Origin of the sequence: Pseudomonas sp. CJQ_9 (genome assembly GCF_043106615.1) — a bacterium.
GTDB lineage: Bacteria > Pseudomonadota > Gammaproteobacteria > Pseudomonadales > Pseudomonadaceae > Aquipseudomonas > Aquipseudomonas juntendi.
This window is the reverse complement of record NZ_JBICMS010000013.1, coordinates 49747-75643: the sequence shown is the minus strand read 5'-3', so window position 1 is coordinate 75643 and position 25897 is coordinate 49747. Positions and strand designations below refer to the sequence as shown.

Below are 25897 nucleotides of genomic sequence, written 5' to 3'. Positions count from 1 at the left end.
AGGGCACACCTGGGCAGGGCCATCACGGGCCCCTGCGGGAACGGGCTTGCCCGCGAAAAGGCCAGCACATACACCACAAGGAACCGCACCATGAACCACGACGTCATCATCACCTGCGCCCTTACCGGTGCCGGCGACACTGCCTCGAAAAGCCACCTTGTCCCCGTCACCCCCCGGCAAATCGCCGACGCTGCCGTAGAGGCTGCCAAGGCGGGCGCCACTGTGGTCCACTGCCACGTGCGCGACCCGCAAACCGGCCGCTTCAGCCGTGACGTGGCGCTGTACCGCGAAGTCATGGAACGCATTCGTGAAGCCGACGTGGACATCATCGTCAACCTCACCGCCGGCATGGGGGGTGACCTGGAAATCGGCCCGGGTGAAACGCCACTGGAATTCGGCGCCGGCACCGACCTGATCGGCCCGCTGGAGCGTCTGGCCCACGTGGAAGCGTTGTTGCCGGAAATCTGCACCCTCGACTGCGGCACCCTCAACTTCGGCGACGGCAACTCGATCTATGTGTCCACCCCTGCGCAACTGCGTGCCGGCGCCAAGCGCATCACCGAACTGGGCGTGAAGGCAGAACTGGAAATTTTCGACACCGGCCACCTGTGGTTCGCCAAGCAAATGATGAAGGAAGGCCTGCTGGACGACCCTCTGTTCCAGCTATGCCTGGGCATCCCGTGGGGCGCGCCGGCCGACACCACCACCATGAAAGCCATGGTCGACAACCTGCCGGCCAATGTGACCTGGGCAGGTTTCGGCATCGGCCGCATGCAGATGCCGATGGCAGCGCAGGCCGTGTTGCTAGGCGGCAACGTGCGGGTGGGGCTGGAAGACAACCTGTATCTGGACCGTGGCGTACTGGCCAGCAATGGCCAGCTGGTCGAACGGGCGGTGGAGATCATCTCGCGCCTTGGCGCCCGTGTACTGACCCCGGCCGAGGGCCGGGAAAAAATGAACCTCAAGCGCCGCTGATCCCGCCTGCTCCCATAAGGACTGGCGCCAATTCTGAGCATTTTTTTAGCCTGAGGACTCGATATGCCCTTCATCACCCAGATCAAGACCTTCGCCGCCCTGGGTAGCGGCGTGATCGGCAGCGGCTGGGTTGCCCGCGCCCTGGCCCACGGCCTGGACGTGATCGCCTGGGACCCTGCACCTGGCGCAGAACCGGCGCTGCGCAAGCGTATTGCCAATGCCTGGCCAGCGCTTGAGAAGCAGGGGCTGGCGCCCGGCGCGTCACAAGCCCGCCTGAAGTTCGTTGCCACCATCGAGGAATGCGTACGCGATGCCGATTTCATTCAGGAAAGCGCGCCAGAGCGGCTGGACCTGAAGCTCGACCTGCACGCAAAAATAAGCGCCGCGGCCAAGCCCGAGGCCATCATCGGCTCCAGCACTTCCGGCCTGCTGCCCAGCGAGTTCTACGAGTCTGCCACGCACCCGGAGCGCTGCGTGGTGGGCCACCCGTTCAACCCGGTGTACCTGCTGCCGCTGGTGGAAATCGTCGGTGGCAAACGTACCGCGCCCGAAGCCATCGAGGCAGCGAAGGTCATCTATACCGCCCTGGGCATGCGCCCGCTGCACGTACGCAAGGAAGTGCCCGGTTTCATAGCCGACCGCCTGCTCGAAGCACTCTGGCGCGAGGCCCTGCACCTGGTGAACGACGGCGTGGCGACCACCGGTGAAATCGACGACGCAATCCGCTTTGGCGCCGGCCTGCGCTGGTCGTTCATGGGTACCTTCCTCACCTACACCCTGGCCGGTGGCGACGCAGGCATGCGCCACTTCATGTCGCAGTTCGGCCCGGCGCTGAAACTGCCGTGGACCTACCTGCCCGCACCGGACCTGACCGACAAGCTGATTGACGATGTGGTGGACGGCACCTCGGCGCAACTGGGAGAACGCAGCATTGCCGCACTGGAACGCTATCGTGATGACACCCTGCTTGCCGTGCTGGAAGCCGTAAAGAGCAGCAAGCAAAAGCACGGCATGTCGTTCGGCGAATGAGGAGACCACAATGCCCGCACTGATCACCTACCGCACCCCAGTCCAGGAGGACTGGGTGGACTACAACGGGCACCTGCGCGATGCCTTTTACCTGCTGATTTTCAGCTACGCCACCGATGCGCTGATGGAGCGCATCGGCCTGGATGCCGACAGCCGAGGGCAGAGTGGGCATTCGCTGTTCACCCTGGAGGCGCACATCAACTACCTGCATGAGGTGAAGCTTGGCACCGAGGTGTGGGTGCAGACGCAGATCATCGGCGTTGATCGCAAGCGCCTGCATGTTTATCACAGCCTGCACCGGTCCGGGTTCGATGAGGTGCTGGCTGCCAGCGAGCAGATGCTCCTGCACGTTGACCTGGCCGGGCCTACCTCCGCGCCGTTCGAAGCGCGCAGCATGGCGGCGATACAGCGCCTGCAAACGCAACAGGATGATATTTCGATACCCAACTACGTTGGCGCAACCATCCGCCGCCTGAGCCAGCCGGCTGATGGCTCAACCCGTTAACCCTTCGGCCCCTTACCCACGCACATCAACGGCTGGGCATAGGCGGTTGATCATGTGTATCAATATCGTAGGAGACACGATAGATGGCCCCGTTCATATACCCTCCTCCCCGATGGACCCTGATGAGGTTTTCAGGCAGCCCACTGCCACTGTCCCAATTGGCGACCTCAAAACGGCCTTTGTAAGACCCGCTGAAGCACAGGCTCTTGGCCGAGGTTTCGCTATGGAAGCAGAGTTTCCTGGCATCGCCAAGAAAGCCGTAAACCTTCGCCGAACGCGACTTGCCGTTGGACACCGCACTGCACGCCGCCCAAGTTGACAGGTCGTATACTGCCCCAGCGGGGAGCCGAAGCTCACAGGAGGCACCTCGAAAATTCGCCTGCGAGTAGAGTTGAATGGTGAGTTTGTCATCCCTCGCATACTCAACGTGGTCGATATTGCCAACCAGTGGTTTCGAGCCGGAAGCTTCACGACGCAAGCCGTGCGGCAATGCCGCTTTCTTGTCGATATCTGCGACTTCAAAGTCGCCTGCATAGGCACCCACATAACAAGACGACAGATCGAGCCTGTAGGACTTCAAGCACAACTTGCTGCCGTCGGTAAAGTCACTGACCTTCATTGATTTCACGGCGGTGCAAGGGGGCAGATGCATACCGGGCACCATGAACATGCTGCACTGCTGACCAAGAAAATTACGCTCCGCATAAAGTTCAACATAGAGTCTAGGTGCGGGGGGTGGGGGGTAGAGGTTTTCGATTTCTTCCCGATGCTCATCCAGGGTGCGAGCCACATCATGGTGTTCGGGCGTACCCATTGGCACGCCTTGATAAGTGAGCCTTGGATTGGAGAAATAGGGTATGGACCCCCAAGTGGTGACCATCCGGGTATGGAATTTCGGATTATCATGGCTATAACCGAACTTGTAGCCAGGCGATGTTCCGTTCCAACCATGCGCGGCGCCCAACACGTGCCCAATCTCGTGAGCGAACGCGTCAGCAGCACCGACAATGACATAGCCGCCTGTGGCGACCTCACCCCCTGTCCCCGGGTAGGACGTATACAACGTTACCACGTCGGCCAGAAGCTCATCGCGCCAGCGCTGCACCTCATTATTCAAGTCCCGCCCCGGCGTCCTGAAGTCCGTGAACTGCTCAACACCGGTCTTGTCGCCTTCCTTGTAATCAGGCTCCATGAACCCCGCAATACTGACGGTAACGGGTACATTCGAGTTGAGCATCACCTGATTGGCATCTTGCACGACACGGGCTAGCGTCGCACGGTAATCCGGGTTTTTGACGCGCCGTTCATGGGTTGTAAAAAACAGCACACGGATGGTGCTGTGGTCAGATTCTGGTGCCTTTCCAGCACCAGGGTCTGTTTGAGGCTGCCGCACATCGGTGAAATGTTCAGCAGGCATTTTGGCTTCATCGACTTTGACTAATACATGTTGCCCGCCCCCAACATATTGTAATCGGTAGGCTGCACCTTCTACATGAATAGCGCCAGTCAACCGCTGCCCGTCCCGTACCAAGGAAATCCAGGTAAAGGGGTCAAAAACGATTTCGGTGTCGTTGTTACCCAGCGGCCCAGCTACCGAGTCTCCGACCCATCCCACCATACCCGGCGCAGGTGGAACACTGCGCCGCAACCTGAAGGTCGCTGTCTTGTTATGCCCGAGCGGAACACTTAGCGTTTTGTTGGCCTGGTCTACCAAAGAACTATTCACCACCACCCGCTGCACGTGTTGGGTTGCTGGATCTTTCAACAGATCACTGAACAACGGATACACCTGTCTATCGCGCTTCAGGCCCTCAAGGTCATCGCCTACGGCTAGTTGGAAAAGTTGTGTGGTGGGCGATGCACCCTCATTATGATCACTGGCAAGCACGCCCGAAATTGCTGACACCAATATAGTCGCTGAAATCAACCGCAACCAAAGTTTCATGGGGCTAGTCTCCCTTTCACCGGAGAGTGAAATTACAGATCAGCTGCCCACTCGGCACAACAGGCAAATTTATCAGGTTTGCATCGCTGCCTTGATGATCATGAACAACTTCATCGACTGCACTGTTGTGCTCGTGCGAAAGTGCACGAGCTCAGCAGGCCTGCCTGCGGCATGCACCAGCACCTTCATCCGGTGGGCGCGGCGGCTGGCAGAGAGAGGAGCGGGCAGCCAACCAGGGCTATTGTTTGCCGAAGGAAACACGGTGCACGGAGCCGTTCATGTAACCACCCCCTGCATGCGTACGAACAAGCCCCTGGGGCAGGCCACTGCCCACGTCCCAATTTCTGATCTGAAAGTTGCCCTGATAGCTCCCTGTGAAGCAAAGACTTCGACGGTCGTCGGTGTTAAGGAAACAAAGTTTGGAGTTAGCCCCGGGGAAAGCGTACACCTTCGCGGAGCGTGATTTTCCGCTGGCTACTAAGTCGCATCCTGAAAAATCTGAAATCTTGCGCGCATCGCCTTGGGACAGGCGGAATGTGCAGGTATCACCTCGATAGTCAGCAAGAGAATAAAGCTGAATAGTTACGGAAGTGTCCTGAGTGTACACGATATTTCGAATTTTCCCGACCAAAGGTGTATTACCAGGAGGGATTTCTCGCTCCAGCCCAGCAGGCAATGTGCCTGACGCATCAAGGTCCGCCACCTCAAAAGCACCCGTGTACGAACCGCGGTAACAGGCAAAGTCAAAGGCGGTGGCGTAGAAACACAACCTCATTCCAGCTTTGAAATTCTTGACTTTAACCGAATGCACTTCATTGCAGTTGGGGCGTATGTCATTGGGGAGAAACTCTAGGCTGCAATGGCGTCCAGAAAAATTCTTTTCGGGGTAGAATTCCAACTCCATAGGCGGCGCAAGCGGCACGGGATAGAAATTCTCTACCCTTTCCCTGCGTTCGTTAAAGCGGCGCGCGACATCATGATGTGCCTCAGTCCCAAGAGGAATGCTCTGGTACGTCAGCCGAGGGTTAGAGTGGTACGCAACCCTTGGGCACGCTGGCGAGCATCCATACGACATCTGCGTGCTGAACCTAGGCGTTCCCGTGTATCGATAGCCATGCACATAGGGCGGTTTGCGCTCTGCATTTCCTTCCTCCCAGTTATGTTTGGCGCCCAAGTTATGACCGAGTTCGTGAGCAAGCGAGGTGGTACAGCTGATGACCGAATGAGCCTGCTCTTTACTCGACTCATACCAGGCAAGACCGCAATACTCAGTCGCTGTAGAATACATTGAAATCATGTCTGCTCCCAACACCTCTCTCCTGCGCAAGACATTCCCCGCGAATGGTTGGGCTAGACGGATATCATCCAGTTGCTGTGAGTAATTTCTTCCGGTTTCGTCGTAAGGCTCATCAAAAAAACCGGCCAGTTCATAAGTGATCTGTACGTCACTGTTTCTCATGTACTGATTGGCGTCGTTCAGCGCCTGGGCGAGCTCAATCCGATAGTTGGGGCTTTTGGCCCTTCGTTGATTAGTGGCCAGAAACATCACGCGTATTGTGCTGTGAGCGGACTGCGGAACTTGCCCTTGGGTTTCATCGAGCGCCTGCCCTGCTGGGTCGACGAGGGGTTCGCCTTCCGCAGGAAGCTTGGATTCATCAACCTTGATCAGCACATACTGACCCGAGCCGATTGAATCCAGCCGATAACGCTGCCCTTCGACAATTACGCGGCCCACCAACTTGTCACCCTCACGCACCAAAGAGAGGTAGTAAAGCGGATCGTTTTCGATCTCCGAAGCAGATGCCGCATGGGCCGCTTTCCATGCCGACGGCTTGTAGCCCACCCAACCGTCAATACCCGGTGTGATGGTGGTGAAATCGCGTAGATGAAACTGCGCGGTTTTACCGTCCGGTAAGCTCACCGCCAAATCCTGCGTTTGCTGGCTGATAAGTGCCGGGTTGATCTTCACCAGCGTAAACTCTGCGTTCGCAGGGTCGGCCAGCAATGTGGCCAGGTTGCCGCTAGCCGTGTCTAGCAGGCCTTTGCGCGTAGGGGTGGGTTCAAGGGTGAACAGTTGGGCTGGGGTACTTGTGGCTGCAGTCACGGTGGGGCCAGAGGACGAACATCCCCCAAAAAACATCACCGTTGAAGCCAGCAGGATCCTGTTCCAAATTGCCGTTTTCACATTGCCGCTCCTGAGGATATCCATCACCCTCAGCAGATCACTAGCGCAGCTTTACTGTCACCTGACAAAAATGCCAGGTGGATGGATGTGCAGGCACAGGCAGTTGGTTTAAAACAAAAAAATAACCCCGGAAAGCCGTGAGCATCCGGGGCCAAGAGCGAGCAACATCCACTGTGCATGAACGAGGGTGACCAAACCCTCTGGTACCGTGAATGGCCTCAGTGTGGGGCCTGGGAAGGCGCTGGATTTAGCCGTAAACGACCTGTTCTTAGTCATGGCAGCCATGCCGGCATTCTGTTGTTGCGGGCCTGTCGCCCACGTCACAGAATCGGTCGTAAATCACAGCAGCACTCTCTTCGCGACAAAAGGGACAACAGCCATGATGCATGCGGATTTGATTGATCAGGACGACCTGGCAGGCCACCTGCGGGCGCGTGGATTCGACATTCCAGCCGGGGCCACTGCCGAACAGGCCTGCGAGGCAGTGGTGCGCGGGCTGACCGAGCCCAATGCACGGGCCCTGAAGGGGATGGTGGAACAGATGTATACCGGTAGCGCGACGATTCTGCCGGCGGTACGCCAGGCCATCGACAAGCAGTTGCTGCCGGCATTGGCGCAGTTCAGCAAGCGCGCCTGATTTCTCCTTACGGCCCTATCGCCGGCAAGCCGGCTCCCACAGGGATCACACAGGCTCAAGACCTGTGCAAGCCCTAGGGGAGCGGGCTTGCCGGCGATGCCGTTTCAGAGCCTTACGCTGGCAAAGGTCGATTCGTTACGCGCCTGGCTCAGGGCCGCCATCGGCCCGCTGTGCGGCGACAAGGTCATGGCCTGCGGAATCGGCATCATTGCCACTTGCTGCGTGGTGTTGGAGCCCACGCGCTCATCACGCGGCGGAATGCCAAAGTACTCGCGGTAGCATTTGGAGAAGTGCGGCGTGGATACGAAACCGCACACCGATGCCACTTCGATGATCGACATGGGCGTCTGTTTGAGCAGCTGCCGGGCGCGGATCAGGCGCAGCTTCAGGTAGTAGCGCGACGGCGAGCAGTGCAGGTACTTCTGGAACAACCGCTCGAGCTGGCGCCGCGACACCGACACATACACCGCCAACTCGTCCAGGTCGATCGGCTCTTCCAGGTTGGCTTCCATCAGCGCGACGATTTCCTGCAACTTCGGCTGGTTGGTGCCGAGCATGTGCTTGAGCGGCACGCGCTGGTGATCCTGCTCGTTGCGAATGCGTTCGTAGACGAACATTTCGGAAATGGCCGCCGACAGCTCGCGGCCGTGGTCGCGGCTGATCAGGTGCAGCATCATGTCCAGCGGCGCGGTGCCGCCAGAGCTGGTGAAGCGGTTGCGGTCGAGGGTGAACAGCCGGGTACTCATGTTGACCCGCGGGTAGGCCTCCTGCATGGCGGCCAGGCATTCCCAGTGCACGCTGCAATCAAAGCCGTCGAGCAGGCCGGCACAGGCCAAGGCCCAACTGCCCGTGCACACGGCCCCCAGGCGCCGCGACTGACGCGCCTGGGCTTGCAGCCAGGTCACGTGCTCGCGGGTAACGGTGCGCTGAATGCCCACACCACCGCAGACAATAACGGTGTCGATCGCAGGGGCACTGTGCATGGCCGCGTCCGGGGTGATCTGCAAACCATCGCTGGCCCACACCTGGCCGCCATCGACCGTCAGCGTGTGCCAGCGGTACAGTTCGCGGCCGGACAGCTGGTTGGCCATACGCAGGGGCTCCACAGCCGAAGCCAGGGAAATCAGGGTGAAATTGTCCAATAGAAGAAACCCGATGGACTGGGGTGCTGTGCGGTTCTGGGACGGGGCCCCGGAGGTGTAGGACGTCATCGCGGTTTCTCCTCACACAAATGCTGGATGTGCCTCATGCGGGCACTCATTTTCTTGTTATTGCCCCCGCCACATGCCGGGGGGTGGGTGACCATTACCTACGCAAACGCCGTGCCTGAAATTGAATGGCTATCCAAAAAAACCTGAAAACGACGCCTTTGTCAGGCAAATCAGAGGCTTTGAATGTACTGGCCAAGTTGTCTCAAACAGCCGTGCTAGGCGCCGTGCGGGTAACGGCTGAGCAGTTTAGTGACACGCCGTGGGGCGGTTGCCCAGAAACGACACTGTTTAGTGTCACCGACAAGCCCCACACTGATTGCGACATCCGACAACTGGTAGGGATTGGCTGCACCATAAAGGAGCACGGCCAGGCCTTTTGCGCCGCCTTGAAACGCGCAGGCCTCTTCGCGGGTTCACCACCAAGAGGCCCTGGGTGCCTACTCGGCATCAGCACTCGATGGCACTGACCGCCAGGCCACCGCGGGAGGTTTCCTTGTACTTGTCGTGCATGTCGGCACCGGTGTCGCGCATGGTGCGGATCACCTGGTCGAGGGAGATGAAGTGCTCGCCATCGCCACGCAGGGCCATTTGCACCGCGTTGATGGCTTTTACCGCAGCAATCGCGTTGCGCTCGATGCACGGCACCTGCACCAACCCGCCTACCGGGTCGCAGGTCAGCCCCAGGTTGTGCTCCAGGGCAATTTCCGCGGCGTTTTCCAGCTGCGCCGGGGTCGCGCCCAACACTTGCGCAAGGCCGGCAGCGGCCATGGCGCAGGCAGAGCCGACCTCGCCCTGGCAGCCTACTTCGGCGCCGGAGATGGAGGCGTTCTTCTTGCACAGGATGCCAACCGCCGCAGCGCCCAGGAAGAAATCGGTAACACTGGACTCGTCCACCTCATCACTGAAGCGCATGTAGTAGTGCAACACCGCCGGGATGATGCCCGCCGCGCCGTTGGTAGGCGCCGTCACCATGCGCCCGCCTGCAGCGTTCTCTTCGTTGACAGCCAGGGCGAACAGGTTGACCCACTCCATGGCGCTCATGGTCGAGCCGATCACGTTAGGCTTGCCGATTTCCTGCAGGCTGCGGTGCAGTTTGGCGGCGCGGCGGCGCACATTGAGCCCACCGGGCAACGTGCCCTCGTATTTCAGGCCGTTGTTGACGCATTCCTGCATGGCTTGCCAGAGCTTGCGCAAGCCGGCGTGAATCTCTTCTTCACTGCGCCAGACCTTTTCGTTGGCCATCATCAATTGCGACACGCTAAGGTCGTTTTGCTTGCACAGCTGCAGCAGCTCGGCGGCGCTGTTGAAATCGTACGGCAGCACCGTCTGGTCGGCATCCAGCACACCACTGGCGGCCTGCGCGGCATCCACCACAAAGCCGCCACCCACCGAGTAATAGGTGTCTCGGTGCAACTCGCCCTGCTCGCCTTCGGCAATCAAGGTCATGGCGTTGGGGTGGTAGGGCAGGTTCTCGTCCAGCAACAGCATGTCGCGCGCCCACACGAACTCGACAGGCAGGCGCCCGTCCAGCTTGAGGGTATTGGTTTCGCGCAGGTCGGCGATGCGCGGCACGATCTGGGTCGGGTCAATGGCGTCTGGCCACTCGCCCATCAGCCCCATGATGGTGGCGTTGTCGGTGCCGTGGCCGACGCCGGTGGCCGACAGCGAGCCATACAGGCGCACCTCGATCCGCCGTACCCGTTCCAACTCGCCGCGCTCGCGCAGCCCTTGGACAAACAGGGCGCCAGCACGCATGGGGCCGACGGTGTGGGAGCTGGAAGGCCCGACACCGATCTTGAACAGGTCGAACACGCTGATGGCCATTACCGAATCACCTCTTGCTGGGCTTGTCTGTGCGCGCCATGCGCACGGCGGGGTAGCTGCTAGGCTCAAGCAGGGCCGCCTTGAATTGCCAGCATCATCGGGCTTTTACCGGCCTTCTCGCCGTCTACAACCGACGCCATTTTGTCCAGCAGCGCCGCACGGTTTTACTTGGGGAATGGCCCCGATACGCCGTTTTCCAGCGGCCTGGTGACGCAAAAATGCGGGCGAGGGGCTGGAAAAATCCATAAGCGACATCGCCCATACTGGATACGACCCGTTCCGTACTGGATACGACCCTACCAGTAGGCGATTGCCCGGCGGTGGAGGATTATCGAAAGCGACTCGTAAAGCACGGCCACGCATCCTGCCCTCTGCAGGCCTGGTCGACCGGACCGTCAGAACGTCCGGCGACCCACGCGAACCCGAAGACAAAATCTCAGGAGTCCACCCATGAAAGGTTCACCCTCGCTGTTGCTGGTTGCGTTGCTGTCCGCACCGTTGCTGGCTCAAGCCGCCGAGCCCGAGCAGTGCCAGACGGTTCGTTTCTCTGACGTCGGCTGGACCGACATCACGGTCACCACTGCGACCACCAGCGTTGTGCTCGAAGCACTGGGTTATAAAACCCACACCACCATGATCTCGGTACCTGTGACCTACAAGTCGCTGGCTACCGGCAAGGACCTGGATGTGTTTCTCGGCAACTGGATGCCGACCATGGAAAACGATATCAAGCAGTACCGCGACGCCGGCACTGTGGACACCGTGCGCGCCAACCTTGAAAACGCCAAGTACACCCTGGCCGTGCCCCAGGCGCTGTATGACAAAGGCCTGAAGGATTTCAGCGACATTGCCAAGTTCAAGCAGGAGCTGGGCGGCAAGATCTACGGCATCGAACCCGGCAACGATGGCAACCGCACCATCCAGAGCATGATCGACAAGAACGCCTTCGGCCTGAAGGACGCCGGCTTCAAGCTGGTGCAGTCCAGCGAGGCCGGCATGCTGTCGCAGGTCGACCGGGCACAGAAACGTGGCGAAGCCATGGTGTTCCTGGGCTGGGAACCGCACCCGATGAACACCCGCTTCAAGATGCAGTACCTGACCGGCGGTGACGAATACTTCGGCCCCGACTTCGGCAAGGCGACCGTATACACCAACACCCGCAAAGGCTACGTGCAGGAGTGCAGCAACGTTGGCCAACTGCTGAAGAACCTGTCGTTCGAGCTCAAGGATGAAAGCACCATGATGGGCTACGTCCTGGACGACAAGATGAAGCCCGAGGCCGCTGCCAAGAAATGGCTCAAGGACAACCCAGGCAAGCTGGACACCTGGCTGGCCGGCGTGACCACCGTGGATGGCAAACCCGGCCTGGAGGCGGCCAAGGCCAAGCTGACGCAATAACGCAATTCGCTATAGCGCTACCTCGGGGCAGGACCGTGCCTGCTCCGGGTTGAGTTCAATCTATGCAGGTGGAAGCTCGCTATCATGCTTATCGATCAGAAAATACCGCTGGGTCAGTACATCGCCTCGTTCGTTGAATGGCTGACCCTGCACGGCGCGAATTACTTCGACGCCATCGCACAGGGCCTGGAGTTCATGATCCACGGCGTCACCAGTGCCTTGACCTGGTTCAACCCGTTCGTCCTCACCGCCCTGTTCGCCGCCCTGGCGCACCTCATCCAGCGTAAATGGTCGCTGACCGCATTCGTCGCCCTGTCGTTCCTGTTGATCTTCAACCTGGGTTACTGGCAGGAAACCATGGAAACCCTGGCACAAGTGACCTTCGCCACCGTGGTGTGCGTGGCCATCGGTGTGCCGCTGGGCATCGTTGCCGCGCACAAACCCATGTTCTACACCGCCATGCGCCCGGTGCTCGACCTGATGCAAACGGTACCCACCTTCGTGTACCTGATCCCCACCCTGACGCTGTTCGGCCTGGGCGTGGTGCCAGGGCTGATCTCGACCGTGGTGTTCGCCATTGCCGCCCCTATCCGCCTCACCTATCTGGGCATCTGCGACGTACCGCAGGAGCTGATGGACGCCGGCAAGGCGTTTGGCTGCTCGCGCCGCCAACTGCTCACCCGTATCGAACTGCCGCATGCGATGCCCAGCATCGCCGCCGGCGTTACCCAGTGCATCATGTTGTCGCTGTCGATGGTGGTGATCGCCGCCCTGGTCGGCGCTGACGGCCTGGGCAAACCTGTGGTCAACGCACTGAACACCGCCGATATTTCCCTGGGCTTCGAAGCGGGCCTGGCGATCGTGCTGCTGGCGATCATGCTCGACCGTATCTGCAAGCAACCGGAACTGCCGGTAAGGGGTGAAGCATGAGCATCATTCGTTTCGAAGACGTCGACGTCATTTTCTCCAACAAGCCACGCGAGGCGCTGGCACTGCTGGACAAAGGCCAGACTCGCGAGCAGATCCTCAAGCAGACCGGCCTGGTGGTGGGCGTTGAAAAAGCCAACCTGGACATCCAGAAGGGCGAGATCTGCGTATTGATGGGCCTGTCCGGTTCGGGCAAGTCGAGCCTGCTGCGCTGCATCAACGGCCTGAACACCGTCAGCCGCGGCAAGCTGTTTGTCGAACATGAAGGCAAGCACATCGACATCGCCCACTGCACCCCGGCCGAGCTGAAAATGATGCGCACCAAGCGCATTGCCATGGTGTTCCAGAAGTTCGCCCTGATGCCCTGGCTGACGGTACGCGAGAACATCAGCTTTGGCCTGGAAATGCAGGGCCGCCCGGAAAAGGAACGGCGCAAGCTGGTCGACGAGAAGCTTGAGCTGGTGGGCCTGACCCAGTGGCGCAACAAGAAGCCGGACGAACTGTCGGGCGGCATGCAGCAACGCGTTGGCTTGGCCCGCGCGCTGGCGATGGACGCCGACATCCTGCTGATGGACGAACCCTTCTCGGCACTGGACCCGCTGATCCGCCAGGGCTTGCAGGACGAACTGCTGGGCCTGCAGGCCAAGCTGAGCAAGACCATCGTGTTCGTCAGCCATGACCTGGACGAGGCGTTGAAGCTGGGTAGCCGTATCGCGATCATGAAAGACGGCCGGATCATCCAGTACAGCAAGCCGGAAGAGATCGTGCTAAACCCGGCCGACGAGTACGTGCGTACCTTCGTCGCCCACACCAACCCGCTGAACGTACTTTGCGGCCGCAGCCTGATGCGCAGCCTGGACAACTGCAAACGGGTCAATGGTTCGGTGTGCCTCGACCCCAGCGGCGACTCGTGGCTGGACCTGGGCGAAGGCAACTCGATCAAGCGCGCACGCCAAGGGCAAAACGGCCTGGAGATGCAGCAGTGGGCGCCGGGGCAGTCGGTAGAAGGCCTGGGGCGTCGGCCGACGCTGGTGCATGCGGATATCGGCATGCGTGAAGCGCTGCAGATTCGCTACCACACCGGCAACAAGCTGGTGCTGCAGGAGAACGACAAACTGGTGGGGATTCTGGGGGATACCGAGCTGTATCACGCGCTGCTCGGCAAGAACCACGGGTGATGCAATTGGGGCCGCGTTGCGGCCCTTCGCGGGCACGCCCGCTCCCACAGTGTAGGAGCGGGCGTGCCCGCGAAGGGCTGCCAAGCAGCCCCAATCAACGTTTCAGCGAACCACGATCCCGCGCGCTGCCATGTAAGCCTTGGCCTCTGGCACCGTGTACTCACCAAAGTGGAAAATGCTGGCCGCCAGCACCGCGCTGGCATGCCCTTGCACAATACCGTCAGCCAGGTGCTGCAGGTTACCCACCCCGCCCGAGGCAATCACTGGAATACCCAGCGCATCGCTGATGGCCCGGGTAACCCCCAGGTCGAAGCCGCTCTTCATGCCGTCCTGGTCCATGCTGGTCAGCAGGATCTCGCCGGCACCCAGGCCCTCCATCTTCTTCGCCCATTCCACCGCATCCAGCCCGGTCGGCTTGCGCCCACCGTGGGTGAAGATTTCCCAGCGGGGTTCTTCACCCGGCCCGGACACCTTCTTGGCGTCGATGGCCACGACAATGCACTGCGAGCCAAAACGGTCTGCCGCCTCGCCCACGAACTCTGGGTTGAACACCGCGGCGGTGTTGATCGACACCTTGTCTGCCCCGGCATTGAGCAGGTTGCGGATGTCCTGCACGGTACGCACGCCACCGCCCACGGTCAGCGGGATGAACACCTGGCTGGCCATGCGCTCGACGGTATGCAGGGTGGTATCGCGGCCATCGACGCTGGCGGTGATGTCGAGGAAGGTAATTTCGTCGGCACCCTGCTCGTTGTAGCGACGGGCAATTTCCACCGGGTCGCCGGCATCACGGATGTTCTCGAACTTGACGCCCTTGACCACCCGGCCGTTGTCCACGTCCAGGCAAGGGATGATGCGTTTAGCTAAAGCCATGGAAGCTCCTGGGGAGCAGCTGCAAGCTTCAAGCGGCAAGCTGCAAGATAAAGCAGTACGCGGTCCGGCTTTTCTCTTGCAGCTTGCAGCTTGCAGCTTGCCGCTCCTATTCAATAGTTGTCGCAGAAGGCCTGGGCCTCGGCCACGTCGAGGGTGCCTTCGTAGATGGCGCGGCCGGTGATGGCGCCGATGATGCCGGGGGCCTTGGCGTCCAGCAGAGCCTTGATGTCACCCAGGTTGTGAATGCCGCCCGAGGCAATTACCGGAATCGAGGTGGCCTCGGCCAATGCCTTGGTGAATGGCACGTTGCAGCCTTGCATCATGCCGTCCTTGGCGATGTCGGTGTAGACGATCGCCGAAACGCCATCGGCCTCGAAACGCTTGGCCAGGTCGATCACCTGCACCGAGCTGACTTCGGCCCAGCCGTCGGTGGCGACGAAGCCGTCCTTGGCATCCAGGCCAACGATGACCTTGCCCGGGAAGGCCTTGCACGCCTCGGCGACGAACTCAGGCTGCTTGACCGCCTTGGTGCCGATGATCACATAGCTGACGCCAGCCTTGACGTAGTGCTCGATGGTTTCCAGCGAACGAATGCCGCCGCCGATCTGAATCGGCAGGGTGGGGTAGCGCTTGGCAATGGCAGTGACCACTTCACCGTTGACCGGCTGGCCTTCGAAGGCGCCGTTCAGGTCGACCAGGTGCAGGCGGCGGCAGCCACCCTCGACCCACTTGGCGGCCATGCTCACCGGGTCGTCGGAGAATACCGTGGAGTCTTCCATACGGCCCTGGCGCAGGCGCACGCAGGCACCGTCCTTCAGATCGATAGCGGGGATAATCAGCATGCTCTTTCCTTCGTCAATTCAAGCGGCAAGTTGCAAGCGACAAGCTGCAAGCAATGCGCGTCGTGTATTCGATAGGCGATCCAGCTTCAGCTTGCAGCTTGAAGCTTGAAGCTTGAAGCTTTCAGCTTTTTTCAAGCGCCCACAGATCGCTTTCGATGCTCTCGAACCGCTCCTTGAGGTGCAGCTGAACATCGGCAATCGCCCTGTTGTAGTAATGGGGTGCAATTTCTTTGCTGAACAGCTCAAGGACCTCAGCCACCTCGAAAGACCCCAGCTCCAGCTCGAAGCGGTCTTCGAGGAAGCGTTTGAGCGTAGCGAGCGCGTCGCGCTCCTGCTCAGGGGCCAGGGTGATGATCGGGGCCTTGGTCTTTGACCTGCTCATTTACCAGCGCCCGTCCCAGGCGACGAAATTCTGCAGCAGCTGCAGGCCATGGGTATGGCTTTTCTCTGGGTGGAACTGCACGGCGAAGCGCGAGCCATCGGCCAGTGCGGCAGCGAAATCGACGCCGTAGTGGCCACGGCCGACCACCTGGCCAGGCTTGCCGGCATTGATGTAGTAGCTATGCACGAAATAGAAACGTGCGCGGTCCGGAATGTCGTGCCACAGCGGGTGGTGGATGGTCTGGCTGACTTCGTTCCAGCCCATGTGCGGCACCTTCAGGTGCTCGCCGTCTTCTTGCAGGTCTTTGCCGAAGAAGCGCACCTGGCCGGGGAACAAACCGATGCAGTCGACGCCGGTGTTTTCCTCGCTGTGTTCGAGCAGTGCCTGCATACCCACGCAGATGCCCAGGAACGGCCGGTCCTGGCTGACTTCGCGCACCAGGCTGTCGAAGCCCAGGCGGCGGATTTCGGCCATGCAGTCGCGAATCGCACCTACCCCAGGGAACACCACGCGATCCGCCTCGCGGATGACCGCCGCATCACTGGTCACCAGCACTTTACCGGCACCGACGTGCTCGAGCGCCTTGGCCACCGAGTGCAGGTTGCCCATGCCATAGTCGATTACGGCTACCGTCTGCATTTACAGGCACCCTTTGGTGGACGGCATCTGCCCGGCCATGCGCTCGTCCAGGGTGACCGCCATGCGCAGGGCACGGCCGAACGCCTTGAACACGGTTTCGATCTGGTGGTGAGTGTTGTGGCCACGCAGGTTGTCGATGTGCAAGGTAACCAGGGCGTGGTTGACGAAGCCCTGGAAAAACTCCTGGAACAGGTCGACATCGAAGCCACCGACGCTGGCCCGGGTATACGGCACATGCATTTGCAGGCCTGGGCGGCCCGAGAAGTCGATGACCACGCGCGACAGCGCTTCGTCCAGCGGCACGTAGGCGTGGCCGTAGCGGAAGATGCCCTTCTTGTCACCGATGGCCTGGGCGAATGCCATGCCCAGGGTGATGCCAACGTCTTCGACGGTATGGTGGTCGTCGATATGGGTGTCACCCTTGCACTCGATATCCAGATCGATCAGCCCGTGGCGGGCGATCTGGTCCAGCATGTGTTCCAGGAAAGGCACACCGATATCGAATCGGGCCTTGCCACTGCCATCGAGGTTGATCGAGCACTTGACCTGGGTTTCCAGGGTATTGCGCTCGACGGAAGCCTTACGTTCGACCATCACCAGCTCCGCAAAATCATTGGGCGAAAAGGGTGCCATTATAGGCCCAGAACGCGCCAGCTTGAAACGCGGATGACATATGGCAAAGCGAGCAATGACGGGGGGTTGATAGCGCTACAGGTCTATACAACCGAGGGAAGGGGGCTGCTTTGCAGCCCATCGCGACACAAGGCCGCTCCTACAGGCCCCCACCGTGTTCAAAGCCTAGGGTGGACCTGTGGGAGCTGGCTTGCCGGCGATAGTGCCGGTACAGCCGGCAAACTCAACCGGCTGTATCACTCATCAATGGAACAGTACCGCCGTCTTCTGCAGGGTAATCCACACCCCCCAGGCCAACGGCACCACCACCACCGCCCAGGCCAGCAGCACCAGCGGCAGGCTCCCCGGCGCGGCTTTCCACTCCAGCGAGCGTGCGCCATCGGCGCCTTTGTCATGGCTCAACGCCCGCTCGGCCGCCAGCTCGGCATCGCTCATGAAGTGCTTGTCGGCAACCGGCCGCACCAGCATGTTGCAGATAAAGCCCAGCACCAGCAGCCCGGCAAGGATATACAGCGTCATGTCATAGGCCGCCGCGCGCTCTACCCCGGCTGCCAGCTGCGACTCGCGCAGGTAGGTGATCAGCACTGGCCCCAGCACCCCTGCAGCCGCCCAGGCGGTCAGCAGGCGCCCATGAATGGCACCGACCATCTGCGTACCGAACAGGTCGGCCAGGTACGCCGGCACCGTGGCGAAGCCACCGCCATACATCGACAGGATGATGCAGAACGCCGCCACGAACAGCGCCACATTGCCCAGGTGGCCCATGTTCGGTACCAGGCTGTACAAGCCCACGCCCAGGGCGAAGAAGGCGAAGTAGGTGTTCTTGCGCCCGATGTAGTCGGAGAACGATGCCCAGAAGAACCGGCCACCGATGTTGAACAGGCTCAGCAGGCCGGTGAAGCCGGCGGCGATCGCGGCGATCTGCGCCAGCTGCGCGGCGTTCAGCTCGCTGAAGGTCAGCTCGTTGCCCAGCAGCTTGCCAGCGAACACTTCCTGCAGCAGCGGCGAAGCCATGCCGATAATACCGATGCCGGCAGACACGTTCAGGCACAGCACCAGCCAGATCAGCGCAAATTGCGGAGTTTTCCACGCCACGCTGACGTGCACGTGGCGGTCGGTGACCATGGTATTGCCGGCTTTTTTCAGCGGCGCAGTCCAGCCTTCAGGCTTCCAGCCGGTGGGCGGCACGCGGTAGGCCAGGGCGCCGGCAGTCATGAACACGAAGTAGATCGCCGCCATGGCAACGAAGCTCTGCCACACCCCCACTTCCTGCGCGTTGCCAAAGTGGCCCATCAGTGCGGTGGCCAGTGGCGCACCGACCATGGCGCCGCCGCCGAAGCCCATGATGGCCATGCCGGTGGCCATGCCGCGCTTGTCCGGGAACCATTTGATCAGGGTCGACACCGGCGAGATATACCCCAGCCCCAGGCCGATACCGCCGATAACCCCGGAACCCAGCCACATCAGCCACAGTTGGTGGGTTTTGACCCCAATGGCCGAAATCAGCATGCCGCCACACCAGCACAGCGCCGATACCAGGCCGGCCTTGCGTGGGCCGGCGTGCTCCAGCCACCCACCCAGCACGGCCGCCGAGCATCCCAGGAAGACGAAGAACAGGGTGTAGATCCAGCTCAGCATGGAAATGGGCCAGTCGCATTCGGCGCTGAACAGGCGGGCCACGAAGCCCATGTCGGCCGCGCACGCCACTGGGGCGGTGATGCCCAGGGCTTGCGACAGTGGCAGCCAGAACACCGAGAAGCCATAGGCCATGCCGATACACAGGTGAATGGCCAGGGCAGCTGGCGGAACCAGCCAACGGTTGAAGCCCGGGCGGGCGATGATGCGCTCCTTCGACAGGAAGCCTGGCGTACTCGCCGGGGCGCCCGTCGTGACGGTACTGGTCATGAACATGATCCTTTTCTTATAGGGTGAGGGCAGGCAAAGCGGCGCAAGGTTAGCAGGATCGAGTCGCGTGAAAGCAATCTGATATCGTGTTTTTTTGCTCGGCTGAATCGATCATGTCCCCCTTTTAAAGCCGTACTACCGGCTAAAAGCGTAGGAAATATCCTGCATCTCTGGTCGAATACGCAGGGATATGCATGGCGGCGCTATACTCAGCCGCTTGAATTTCAAAATCGGACTACAAGGATTCGCCCATGAAAGCGTTCGGCAAAATCCTGGGACTGGGGCTTCTCGGGTTGCTGCTGATCATCGTGGCGCTGGGCTTCGCCCTGACCCACCTATTCGATCCCAACGACTATAAAGACGAGATTCGCCAACTGGCGCGCGACAAGGCACATGTCGAACTGACCCTCAACGGTGATATCGGCTGGAGCCTGTTCCCATGGCTGGGCCTGGAGCTGCACGAGGCCAGCATCGCCACCTTGGCCAAACCCAACGAGCCGTTCGCCGACCTGCAGATGCTCGGCCTGTCGGTACGGGTACTGCCGCTGCTGCGCCGCGAGGTGCAAATGAGCGACGTGCGCGTCGAGGGCCTGAACCTGACCCTGGCCCGTGACGAACAAGGCCACGGCAACTGGGAAGACATTGGCAAGCCGCTGCCTGCGCAGGCTGGCTCTGCCACCGACGCACCGCCCCAGGCAGCCACCGGGCAGAAACCCGCGGCCGCCGACAGCAACGAACGCCCTGTCAAACTGGACATCGACAGCCTGACCGTCAACAACGCCCGGGTGCAGTACACCGACGCCAAGACCGGCCAGAGCTACAGCGCCGAAAGCATCCAGCTGAGCACCGGCCCTGTGCATGAAGGCGCGAACATCCCGCTCAAGGCCAGTGCTTTTGTCAGTGCCAGCCAGCCGAATATCAAAGCCCGCACCGAGCTGGCCGGCGAACTGCGTTTCGACCGCAAGCTCAAGCGCTACAACTTCGAGGACATGCGCCTGTCGGGCGAAACTTCGGGTGAACCGACCGGCGGCAAAACAGTGGCCTTCGTTGCCCAGGGCCAGCTGCTGGTCGACATGGCCGCCAACGTCGCCTCCTGGAACGGCCTGAAAGTCTCGGCCAACCAACTGCGCGCCTTGGGTGAACTGAACCTGCGCGACCTGGACAAGACGCCCCAGTTGAGCGGCGGCCTGTCCATTGCCCAGTTCGACCTGCGCACCTTCCTGGACGGCATCGGCCACCCGCTACCGGCAACCAACGACCCGGCAGCCTTCGGCAAGCTGGAGCTGGTGACCCGCCTGCAAGGCACACCCAGCAGCCTGAGCCTGGACGACCTGGCAGTGAAGCTTGACGACAGCACGTTCAGCGGGCACGTAGCCATCGAAGACTTCGCCAGGCAAGCCCTGCGCGTGCAGCTTAAAGGCGACAGCTTCGACGCCGACCGCTACCTGCCGGCCAAGAGCGAACAAGCCAAAGGCGCCACGGCTGCGCGCCAGGCCGAGGTCAAGCAACAGGAAGCCAGCGCGGTTGCCGGTGCCGGCACCACACCGCTGCCCAACGCACCGACCCAGGTAGCCTGGAGCGATGACAAGCTGCTGCCGGTCGACCGCCTGCGTACGCTGGACCTGCAGGCCGAACTGGCCTTTGGCTCGCTGACCCTGGACAAACTGCCGATCGTCGACGCCCAGCTCAAGGCCAGCGGCCAGGGCGGCCTGCTGACCCTGCAAACGCTACGCGGCGGCCTGTACAACGGCACCTTCGACGCCAAGGGTACGGTCGATGTGCGCCCTGCCGTGCCACAGCTGGGCGTCAGCACCAGCATCCAACGGGTGCCGGTGGAACACTTCATCAAGGCCGACGGCAAGGAGCAGGCACCACCGGTCAAGGGCCTGCTGACCTTGACCAGTGATCTGACCGCCACCGGCAACAGCCAGAAGGCACTGGTGGACACGCTCAACGGCAGTGCAAACTTCACCATCAACGACGGTGTGCTGGTCAATGCCAACCTTGAGCAGCAACTGTGCCAGGCCATCGCCACCCTCAACCGCAAAACCCTCACCGGCGAGCCACGCGGCAAGGACACCCCGTTCCAGGAACTGCGTGGCAGCCTGGTGGTGCGCAATGGCGTTGCCAGCAACCCAGACCTCAAGGCACGCATCCCGGGCCTGACCGTGAACGGCCATGGCGACCTCGACCTGCGTGTACTGGGTATGGACTACAACATCGGCGTGATCGTCGAAGGCGACCAGCGTGCCATGCCGGACCCGGCCTGCCAGGTCAACGAGCGCTACGTGGGGGTTGAAGTTCCGCTGCAGTGCCGCGGCCCGCTGGAGCTGGGCGCCAAGGCCTGCCGCCTGGACCAGAACGGCCTGGGCAAGGTCGCAGCCAAGCTGGCCGGTGACCGACTGAAAGACAAGATCGACGAAAAACTCGATGAAAAACTCGGAGACAAAGTGAGCCCGGAATTGAAAGACGCGCTCAAGGGGCTATTCAAGCGATGACCCCCGAGCAGTTCTCCAGCGCTGTGCTGGACTGGTACGACGAACACGGCCGCCACGACCTGCCCTGGCAACAGGGCATAACCCCGTACCGGGTGTGGGTGTCGGAAATCATGCTGCAGCAAACCCAGGTCAGCACCGTACTGAACTACTTCGACCGCTTCATGCAGGCGCTGCCGACCGTGCAGGCGCTGGCCGAAGCGCCCGAAGACGAAGTGCTGCACCTGTGGACCGGGCTGGGTTACTACACCCGCGCCCGCAACCTGCAAAAAGCCGCGAAGATCGTCGTGGCGCAACATGGTGGCGAGTTTCCGCGCAGTGTCGAGCAGCTCACCGAGCTGCCCGGCATCGGCCGCTCCACGGCCGGTGCCATCGCCAGCATCAGCATGGGCATTCGCGCGCCGATCCTCGACGGCAACGTCAAGCGCGTGCTGGCCCGCTTCACCGCCCAGGGCGGCTACCCGGGCGAGCCGAAGGTGGCCAACCAGCTGTGGGCCACCGCCGAGCGTTTCACCCCGCAGCAGCGCGCCAACCACTACACCCAGGCCATGATGGACATGGGTGCCACGCTGTGTACGCGCAGCAAGCCAAGCTGCCTGATCTGCCCGCTGCAACGTGGCTGCGAAGCCCACCTGCACGGTGAAGAAACCCGCTACCCCGAGCCCAAACCGCGCAAGGCGCTGCCGCAGCGCCGCACGCTGATGCCACTGCTGGCCAACCACGAGGGCGCCATTCTGCTTTATCGGCGCCCGTCCAGCGGCCTGTGGGGTGGCTTGTGGAGCCTGCCAGAGCTGGACGACATCGCCCAACTCGACGACCTGGCCTACCAGCACGGTTTGCGCCTGGCCGGCAGCCAGGCCATGGATGGCCTGACCCATACCTTCAGCCACTTCCAGCTGGCGATCGAGCCCTGGCTGGTACGTGTCGCGCCGCTTGGCGAGCACGTGGCCGAGGCTGACTGGCTCTGGTATAACCTCGCCACCCCGCCGCGCCTGGGCCTTGCCGCTCCGGTGAAAAAACTGCTTAAGCGCGCGGCCGACGAACTGATTGCAGGAGATGCCTGATGACCCGCACCGTGATGTGCCGCAAATACAACGAAGAACTGCCAGGCCTGGAACGCCCGCCCTACCCCGGCGCCAAGGGCCAGGACATCTTCGACAACATCTCGCAGAAAGCCTGGGCCGACTGGCAGAAGCACCAGACCATGCTGATCAACGAGAAGCGCCTGAACATGATGAACGCCGAGGACCGCAAATTCCTCCAGGCTGAAATGGACAAGTTTTTCGCCGGTGAGGAATACGCCCAGGCGGAAGGCTACGTGCCACCCTCGGAATGACCCCACGAACCGTAAGCGACGGAATTAATTTAAAATTTTTTGAAAAAGTCGTTGACGGCCCGGGAGAAAATCTATTTAATTCACCTCGTCGCCCAGATAGCTCAGTCGGTAGAGCAGAGGATTGAAAATCCTCGTGTCGGCGGTTCGACTCCGTCTCTGGGCACCACCTTCAAGCTTCTGGTGGTTGCAAAGTTACCCGAAGCGACAACAAGAAACCCGCCTAGTGCGGGTTTTTTGTTGCCTGGCATTTCTCAGCCGCGGGGCCTCTTCGCTCTCCGGTGCTTGGGTTTCCTGGGCAACTGCGCTTCAATACGCGCACTTTCCAGACACACCCAAGGATTCAAGCCCTCATGGCCACCCCTACCAAGCAACAAAAACGCGCCAAGCGTGCCGCCAGCAAGGCCAAGCAGAACCGCATGGTACGCAGCGGGCAGGCGGTCAAGGCCAGTGCCGGTGACAGCGCCAGCGTCGAGCAGGTGTACAACAAGGCGATGGAGTCGGGCAGCTACGACGCCATGTTCACCAAGATGAAGGAAGCACAGGAGAGCGGCGGCTTGGTGCCGATGATTTCGGTATTCCTGGTTGACCCGCTTCTGGCGCTGGTGCTCAAGGGGCACAAGGAAGAGCACGCCACTGACTATATCGTGCTGGTGTTCACCGCCTACCGCGCGTGGCTCGACGGCGCCGATGAAGAGGCGACCATGGCCTGGCTGGAGAGCGATGAGTTCCAGGCGGCCTATGTCGCGGCCTCCGAGCTGGTGGCCAAGCAGCAGCAAAAACAGTTTGGTTGACAGGGTCATGTAGCCTGTACCGGCCTCTTCGCGGGCTCGCCCGCTCCCACAGGTCAAGCACAAGCCCGAGGGCCACGCCCCCCCTGTCGGAGCGGGCATGCCCGCGAAAGGGCGCGTCCGAGCTGGTGGCCAAGCAGCAGCAAAAACAGTTTGGTTGACAGGGCCATATAGCCTGTACCGGCCTCTTCGCGGGCTCGCCCGCTCCCACAGGTCAAGCACAAGCCCGAGGGCAACGCCAACCCTGTGGGAGCGGGCATGCCCGCGAAAGGGCCGGCACAGGCAACAAAAAAGGCCGCACCCCCCTCAGGGCGCGGCCTTTTCAGTGCAGCCAGCGTGGATCAGTTATCCAGCGCCACCCGCCCGGCAGCTTCACGCTTGCGGTGCACCAGCAAGCCAGCCGCCACCACACCAATGCTCAGCAGCGCCGTTGCGATAATCTCGGCACGGTGGTCCTCGCGCAGGGCCATCACCACCAGAATCGCCACGATGAAGGCAATGGTCGCCCAAGTCAGGCCCGGGAACAGCCACATCTTGAAGGTGATCTTCTCACCACGGGCCTCACGCTGTGCGCGCATGCGCAGTTGCGACACGGCAATCACCAAGTACACCAGCAGCGCAATGGCACCTGAACTTGCCAGCAGGAACTCGAACACCTGGGCCGGGGCCACGAAGTTGGCGAACACGCACAGGAACGCCGCAGCCGTGGACAGCAATACCGCCACATGCGGGGTAGCGGCCTTGGTGGTGCGCTGGGCAACAGCCGGGGCATCACCGCGCTTGCTCAGCGAGAACAGCATGCGCGAAGAGGTGTACAGCGCCGAGTTCAGGCAGCTGGTCACCGCAACCAGCACCACGATGTCGACGATCAGCTTGGCATTCGGCACGCCGATGCGGCTGAGCACAGTCTGGTAGGAGCCGGTTTCGGCCAGCGCCGGGTCGTTCCACGGCACCAGAGCCACCACCAGGAAGATCGACACCAGGTAGAACAGGCAGATACGCCAGATCACCGAATTGGTCGCGCGGCTGATCTGCTTGCCTGGGTCTTTCGATTCGGCAGCGGCGATAGTGACGATTTCCGTACCCATGAACGAGAACATGGTGGTGAGCATGGCCGCCAGCACGGCACCCAGGCCGTTCGGCATGAAGCCCTGGGTATCGAAAAGGTGGCTGGCACCGCTGACCTGGCTATTGGGCACAAAACCGAACATGGCCGCGCAACCCACAGCAATGAACCCGATGATCGCCAGCACTTTCAACAGGGCGAACCAGAACTCGAACTCACCGTAGTTCTTTACGCTGCACAGGTTGGTCAGGGTCAGCGCCAGGGTGATGACCAGGGAGAAGGCCCACAGGTCTACAGCCGGGAACCAGGCATGCAGAATGGCCGCAGCGGCGTTGGCCTCAAGCGGGATCACCAGCACCCAGAACCACCAATACAGCCAGCCAATGGTGAAGCCGGCCCAGCGCCCGATGGCACGGTCGGCATAAGTAGAGAACGAACCGGTGTCAGGCGAGGCGACCGCCATTTCACCCAGCATGCGCATTACCAGCACCACCAGCGTACCGGCGGCGGCGTAGGCCAGCAGCACGGCCGGGCCGGCGGCCGCGATGGCATGGCCAGAGCCTACGAACAGGCCGGCACCGATGACGCCAGCGATGGACAGCATGGTCACATGCCGTTGTTTGAGCCCCTGAGCGAGGTCATTGGAATTGTTACCGCTCATTGAAACTACCTTTGTAAGGAGTGGACCACTCCGACTGCGGTTACGGAGCGCGCCTGGGGTTGGACTAGGCGTCGCTGCAATCGGCGGTTTCCTGCTGGCAATAAGCGCGCCAGGTGCGCACTGCATTCGTCAGAATGCTCGCAGGGCCTTGCAGGACTCTGTTTGGAGGGCATTCGGCCAGTAAGTGACCAAAAGGCCGTTAATAAGGCAGATTACTGAAATACCCACTTACAAACGCACCAAAGGTGCCCCTCGGTAACACCCGTGCACCGCTGCAATGCAAAAAAGTGCAACCGCCAGGTACAACCAGAAATGCCGGATGGGTCTTCGCGGTCAAACCCGCTGCGGCGAGGGGCGCGCAACGTGGAACGTCGGGTTTACCGGCGAATGGTCTAAAACCGCTTCCATGAGCTGGCCAAAGCTGGCACCATCGCGCCTTTTTTCATCAAGGCACTGGTGCCGG

General features: G+C 61.2%; 22 protein-coding genes and 1 tRNA gene. 12 read left to right on the top strand and 11 right to left on the bottom strand.

Annotated elements, in window-relative coordinates:
- The first annotated feature begins 90 nt into the window (after positions 1 to 90).
- From ACF8SD_RS02445 to ACF8SD_RS02435, 3 genes are all read left to right on the top strand, one after another.
- On the top strand, positions 91 to 975 hold the full coding sequence (locus tag ACF8SD_RS02445; protein ID WP_054905537.1) for a 3-keto-5-aminohexanoate cleavage protein: 885 nt from the start codon (positions 91 to 93) through the stop codon (positions 973 to 975).
- A gap of 63 nt (positions 976 to 1038) precedes the next feature.
- Complete coding sequence (locus ACF8SD_RS02440) at positions 1039 to 2004, top strand: L-carnitine dehydrogenase (RefSeq protein ID WP_173887319.1); 966 nt, start codon at positions 1039 to 1041, stop codon at positions 2002 to 2004.
- 10 nt (positions 2005 to 2014) lie between these two features.
- On the top strand, positions 2015 to 2509 hold the full coding sequence (locus ACF8SD_RS02435; protein ID WP_392484443.1) for a thioesterase family protein: 495 nt from the start codon (positions 2015 to 2017) through the stop codon (positions 2507 to 2509).
- 25 nt (positions 2510 to 2534) lie between these two features.
- Here the strand turns inward: ACF8SD_RS02435 and ACF8SD_RS02430 are convergent, their stop codons facing one another.
- Both ACF8SD_RS02430 and ACF8SD_RS02425 read right to left on the bottom strand, forming a co-directional pair.
- On the bottom strand, positions 2535 to 4454 hold the full coding sequence (locus ACF8SD_RS02430) for a reprolysin-like metallopeptidase (RefSeq protein ID WP_392484442.1): 1920 nt from the start codon (positions 4452 to 4454) through the stop codon (positions 2535 to 2537).
- Between the two features lie 238 nt (positions 4455 to 4692).
- Entirely contained in the window at positions 4693 to 6639 is a 1947-nt protein-coding gene (locus tag ACF8SD_RS02425) for a zinc-dependent metalloprotease family protein (protein ID WP_392484441.1), read from the bottom strand.
- Between the two features lie 379 nt (positions 6640 to 7018).
- On the opposite strand from ACF8SD_RS02425, the gene ACF8SD_RS02420 reads away from it, so the two are divergent.
- The gene (locus tag ACF8SD_RS02420; protein WP_028635296.1) at positions 7019 to 7276 is read left to right on the top strand and encodes a hypothetical protein; all 258 of its coding nucleotides are present in this window, start codon (positions 7019 to 7021) and stop codon (positions 7274 to 7276) included.
- 104 nt (positions 7277 to 7380) lie between these two features.
- On the opposite strand, the gene ACF8SD_RS02415 is transcribed toward ACF8SD_RS02420, so the two are convergent.
- Entirely contained in the window at positions 7381 to 8487 is a 1107-nt protein-coding gene (locus ACF8SD_RS02415; protein WP_274411380.1) for a GlxA family transcriptional regulator, read from the bottom strand.
- A 447-nt stretch (positions 8488 to 8934) separates the two neighbouring features.
- Positions 8935 to 10311, bottom strand: a complete 1377-nt coding sequence (locus tag ACF8SD_RS02410) for an L-serine ammonia-lyase (RefSeq protein WP_392484440.1) — start codon at positions 10309 to 10311, stop codon at positions 8935 to 8937.
- 450 nt (positions 10312 to 10761) lie between these two features.
- Here ACF8SD_RS02410 and ACF8SD_RS02405 point away from each other — a divergent pair, with 450 nt between their 5' ends.
- From ACF8SD_RS02405 to choV, 3 genes are all read left to right on the top strand, one after another.
- The gene (locus ACF8SD_RS02405) at positions 10762 to 11709 is read left to right on the top strand and encodes a choline ABC transporter substrate-binding protein (protein ID WP_173887309.1); all 948 of its coding nucleotides are present in this window, start codon (positions 10762 to 10764) and stop codon (positions 11707 to 11709) included.
- 81 nt (positions 11710 to 11790) lie between these two features.
- Positions 11791 to 12639, top strand: a complete 849-nt coding sequence (gene choW, locus ACF8SD_RS02400; RefSeq protein ID WP_173891635.1) for a choline ABC transporter permease subunit — start codon at positions 11791 to 11793, stop codon at positions 12637 to 12639.
- Positions 12636 to 13814, top strand: coding sequence for a choline ABC transporter ATP-binding protein (choV, locus tag ACF8SD_RS02395; RefSeq protein WP_009682886.1), 1179 nt, complete (start codon positions 12636 to 12638; stop codon positions 13812 to 13814). Before choW ends, choV begins: the two co-directional genes overlap by 4 nt.
- A 102-nt stretch (positions 13815 to 13916) precedes the next feature.
- Here choV and hisF read toward each other — a convergent pair whose 3' ends face one another.
- The 6 genes from hisF to ACF8SD_RS02365 all read right to left on the bottom strand — a co-directional run bounded on the left by hisF (position 13917) and on the right by ACF8SD_RS02365 (position 19088).
- Positions 13917 to 14687: an imidazole glycerol phosphate synthase subunit HisF gene (hisF, locus tag ACF8SD_RS02390; RefSeq protein WP_392484439.1), complete on the bottom strand. Its 771-nt coding sequence runs from the start codon at positions 14685 to 14687 to the stop codon at positions 13917 to 13919.
- 110 nt (positions 14688 to 14797) lie between these two features.
- On the bottom strand, positions 14798 to 15529 hold the full coding sequence (gene hisA / locus ACF8SD_RS02385) for a 1-(5-phosphoribosyl)-5-[(5-phosphoribosylamino)methylideneamino]imidazole-4-carboxamide isomerase (RefSeq protein WP_173887307.1): 732 nt from the start codon (positions 15527 to 15529) through the stop codon (positions 14798 to 14800).
- Between the two features lie 121 nt (positions 15530 to 15650).
- Positions 15651 to 15911 (bottom strand): DUF2164 domain-containing protein, encoded by a 261-nt coding sequence (locus tag ACF8SD_RS02380; RefSeq protein ID WP_009682883.1) that lies wholly within the window; start codon positions 15909 to 15911, stop codon positions 15651 to 15653.
- Complete coding sequence (gene hisH, locus ACF8SD_RS02375; protein ID WP_009682882.1) at positions 15912 to 16550, bottom strand: imidazole glycerol phosphate synthase subunit HisH; 639 nt, start codon at positions 16548 to 16550, stop codon at positions 15912 to 15914.
- Positions 16551 to 17144 carry an imidazoleglycerol-phosphate dehydratase HisB gene (gene hisB / locus ACF8SD_RS02370; RefSeq protein ID WP_009682881.1) on the bottom strand — a complete coding sequence of 198 codons (594 nt, stop codon included), beginning with the start codon at positions 17142 to 17144 and terminating at the stop codon, positions 16551 to 16553. It abuts the gene before it with no gap.
- Between the two features lie 282 nt (positions 17145 to 17426).
- Positions 17427 to 19088: an OFA family MFS transporter gene (locus ACF8SD_RS02365; RefSeq protein WP_047150101.1), complete on the bottom strand. Its 1662-nt coding sequence runs from the start codon at positions 19086 to 19088 to the stop codon at positions 17427 to 17429.
- Positions 19089 to 19339: 251 nt separating this feature from the next.
- On the opposite strand from ACF8SD_RS02365, the gene ACF8SD_RS02360 reads away from it, so the two are divergent.
- The 5 genes from ACF8SD_RS02360 to ACF8SD_RS02340 all read left to right on the top strand — a co-directional run bounded on the left by ACF8SD_RS02360 (position 19340) and on the right by ACF8SD_RS02340 (position 23710).
- The gene (locus ACF8SD_RS02360; protein WP_392484438.1) at positions 19340 to 21586 is read left to right on the top strand and encodes an AsmA family protein; all 2247 of its coding nucleotides are present in this window, start codon (positions 19340 to 19342) and stop codon (positions 21584 to 21586) included.
- Positions 21583 to 22647, top strand: a complete 1065-nt coding sequence (gene mutY, locus ACF8SD_RS02355; RefSeq protein WP_009682877.1) for an A/G-specific adenine glycosylase — start codon at positions 21583 to 21585, stop codon at positions 22645 to 22647. Before ACF8SD_RS02360 ends, mutY begins: the two co-directional genes overlap by 4 nt.
- Positions 22647 to 22919: an oxidative damage protection protein gene (locus tag ACF8SD_RS02350; RefSeq protein WP_173887302.1), complete on the top strand. Its 273-nt coding sequence runs from the start codon at positions 22647 to 22649 to the stop codon at positions 22917 to 22919. The genes mutY and ACF8SD_RS02350 overlap by 1 nt, the downstream gene beginning before the upstream one ends.
- A 90-nt stretch (positions 22920 to 23009) precedes the next feature.
- Positions 23010 to 23085 (top strand) — tRNA-Phe (locus ACF8SD_RS02345).
- A gap of 184 nt (positions 23086 to 23269) precedes the next feature.
- Positions 23270 to 23710: a hypothetical protein gene (locus ACF8SD_RS02340; RefSeq protein WP_009682874.1), complete on the top strand. Its 441-nt coding sequence runs from the start codon at positions 23270 to 23272 to the stop codon at positions 23708 to 23710.
- A gap of 338 nt (positions 23711 to 24048) precedes the next feature.
- Here ACF8SD_RS02340 and gabP read toward each other — a convergent pair whose 3' ends face one another.
- Positions 24049 to 25434 carry a GABA permease gene (gene gabP / locus ACF8SD_RS02335; RefSeq protein WP_029887657.1) on the bottom strand — a complete coding sequence of 462 codons (1386 nt, stop codon included), beginning with the start codon at positions 25432 to 25434 and terminating at the stop codon, positions 24049 to 24051.
- Between the last annotated feature and the right edge of the window lie 463 nt (positions 25435 to 25897).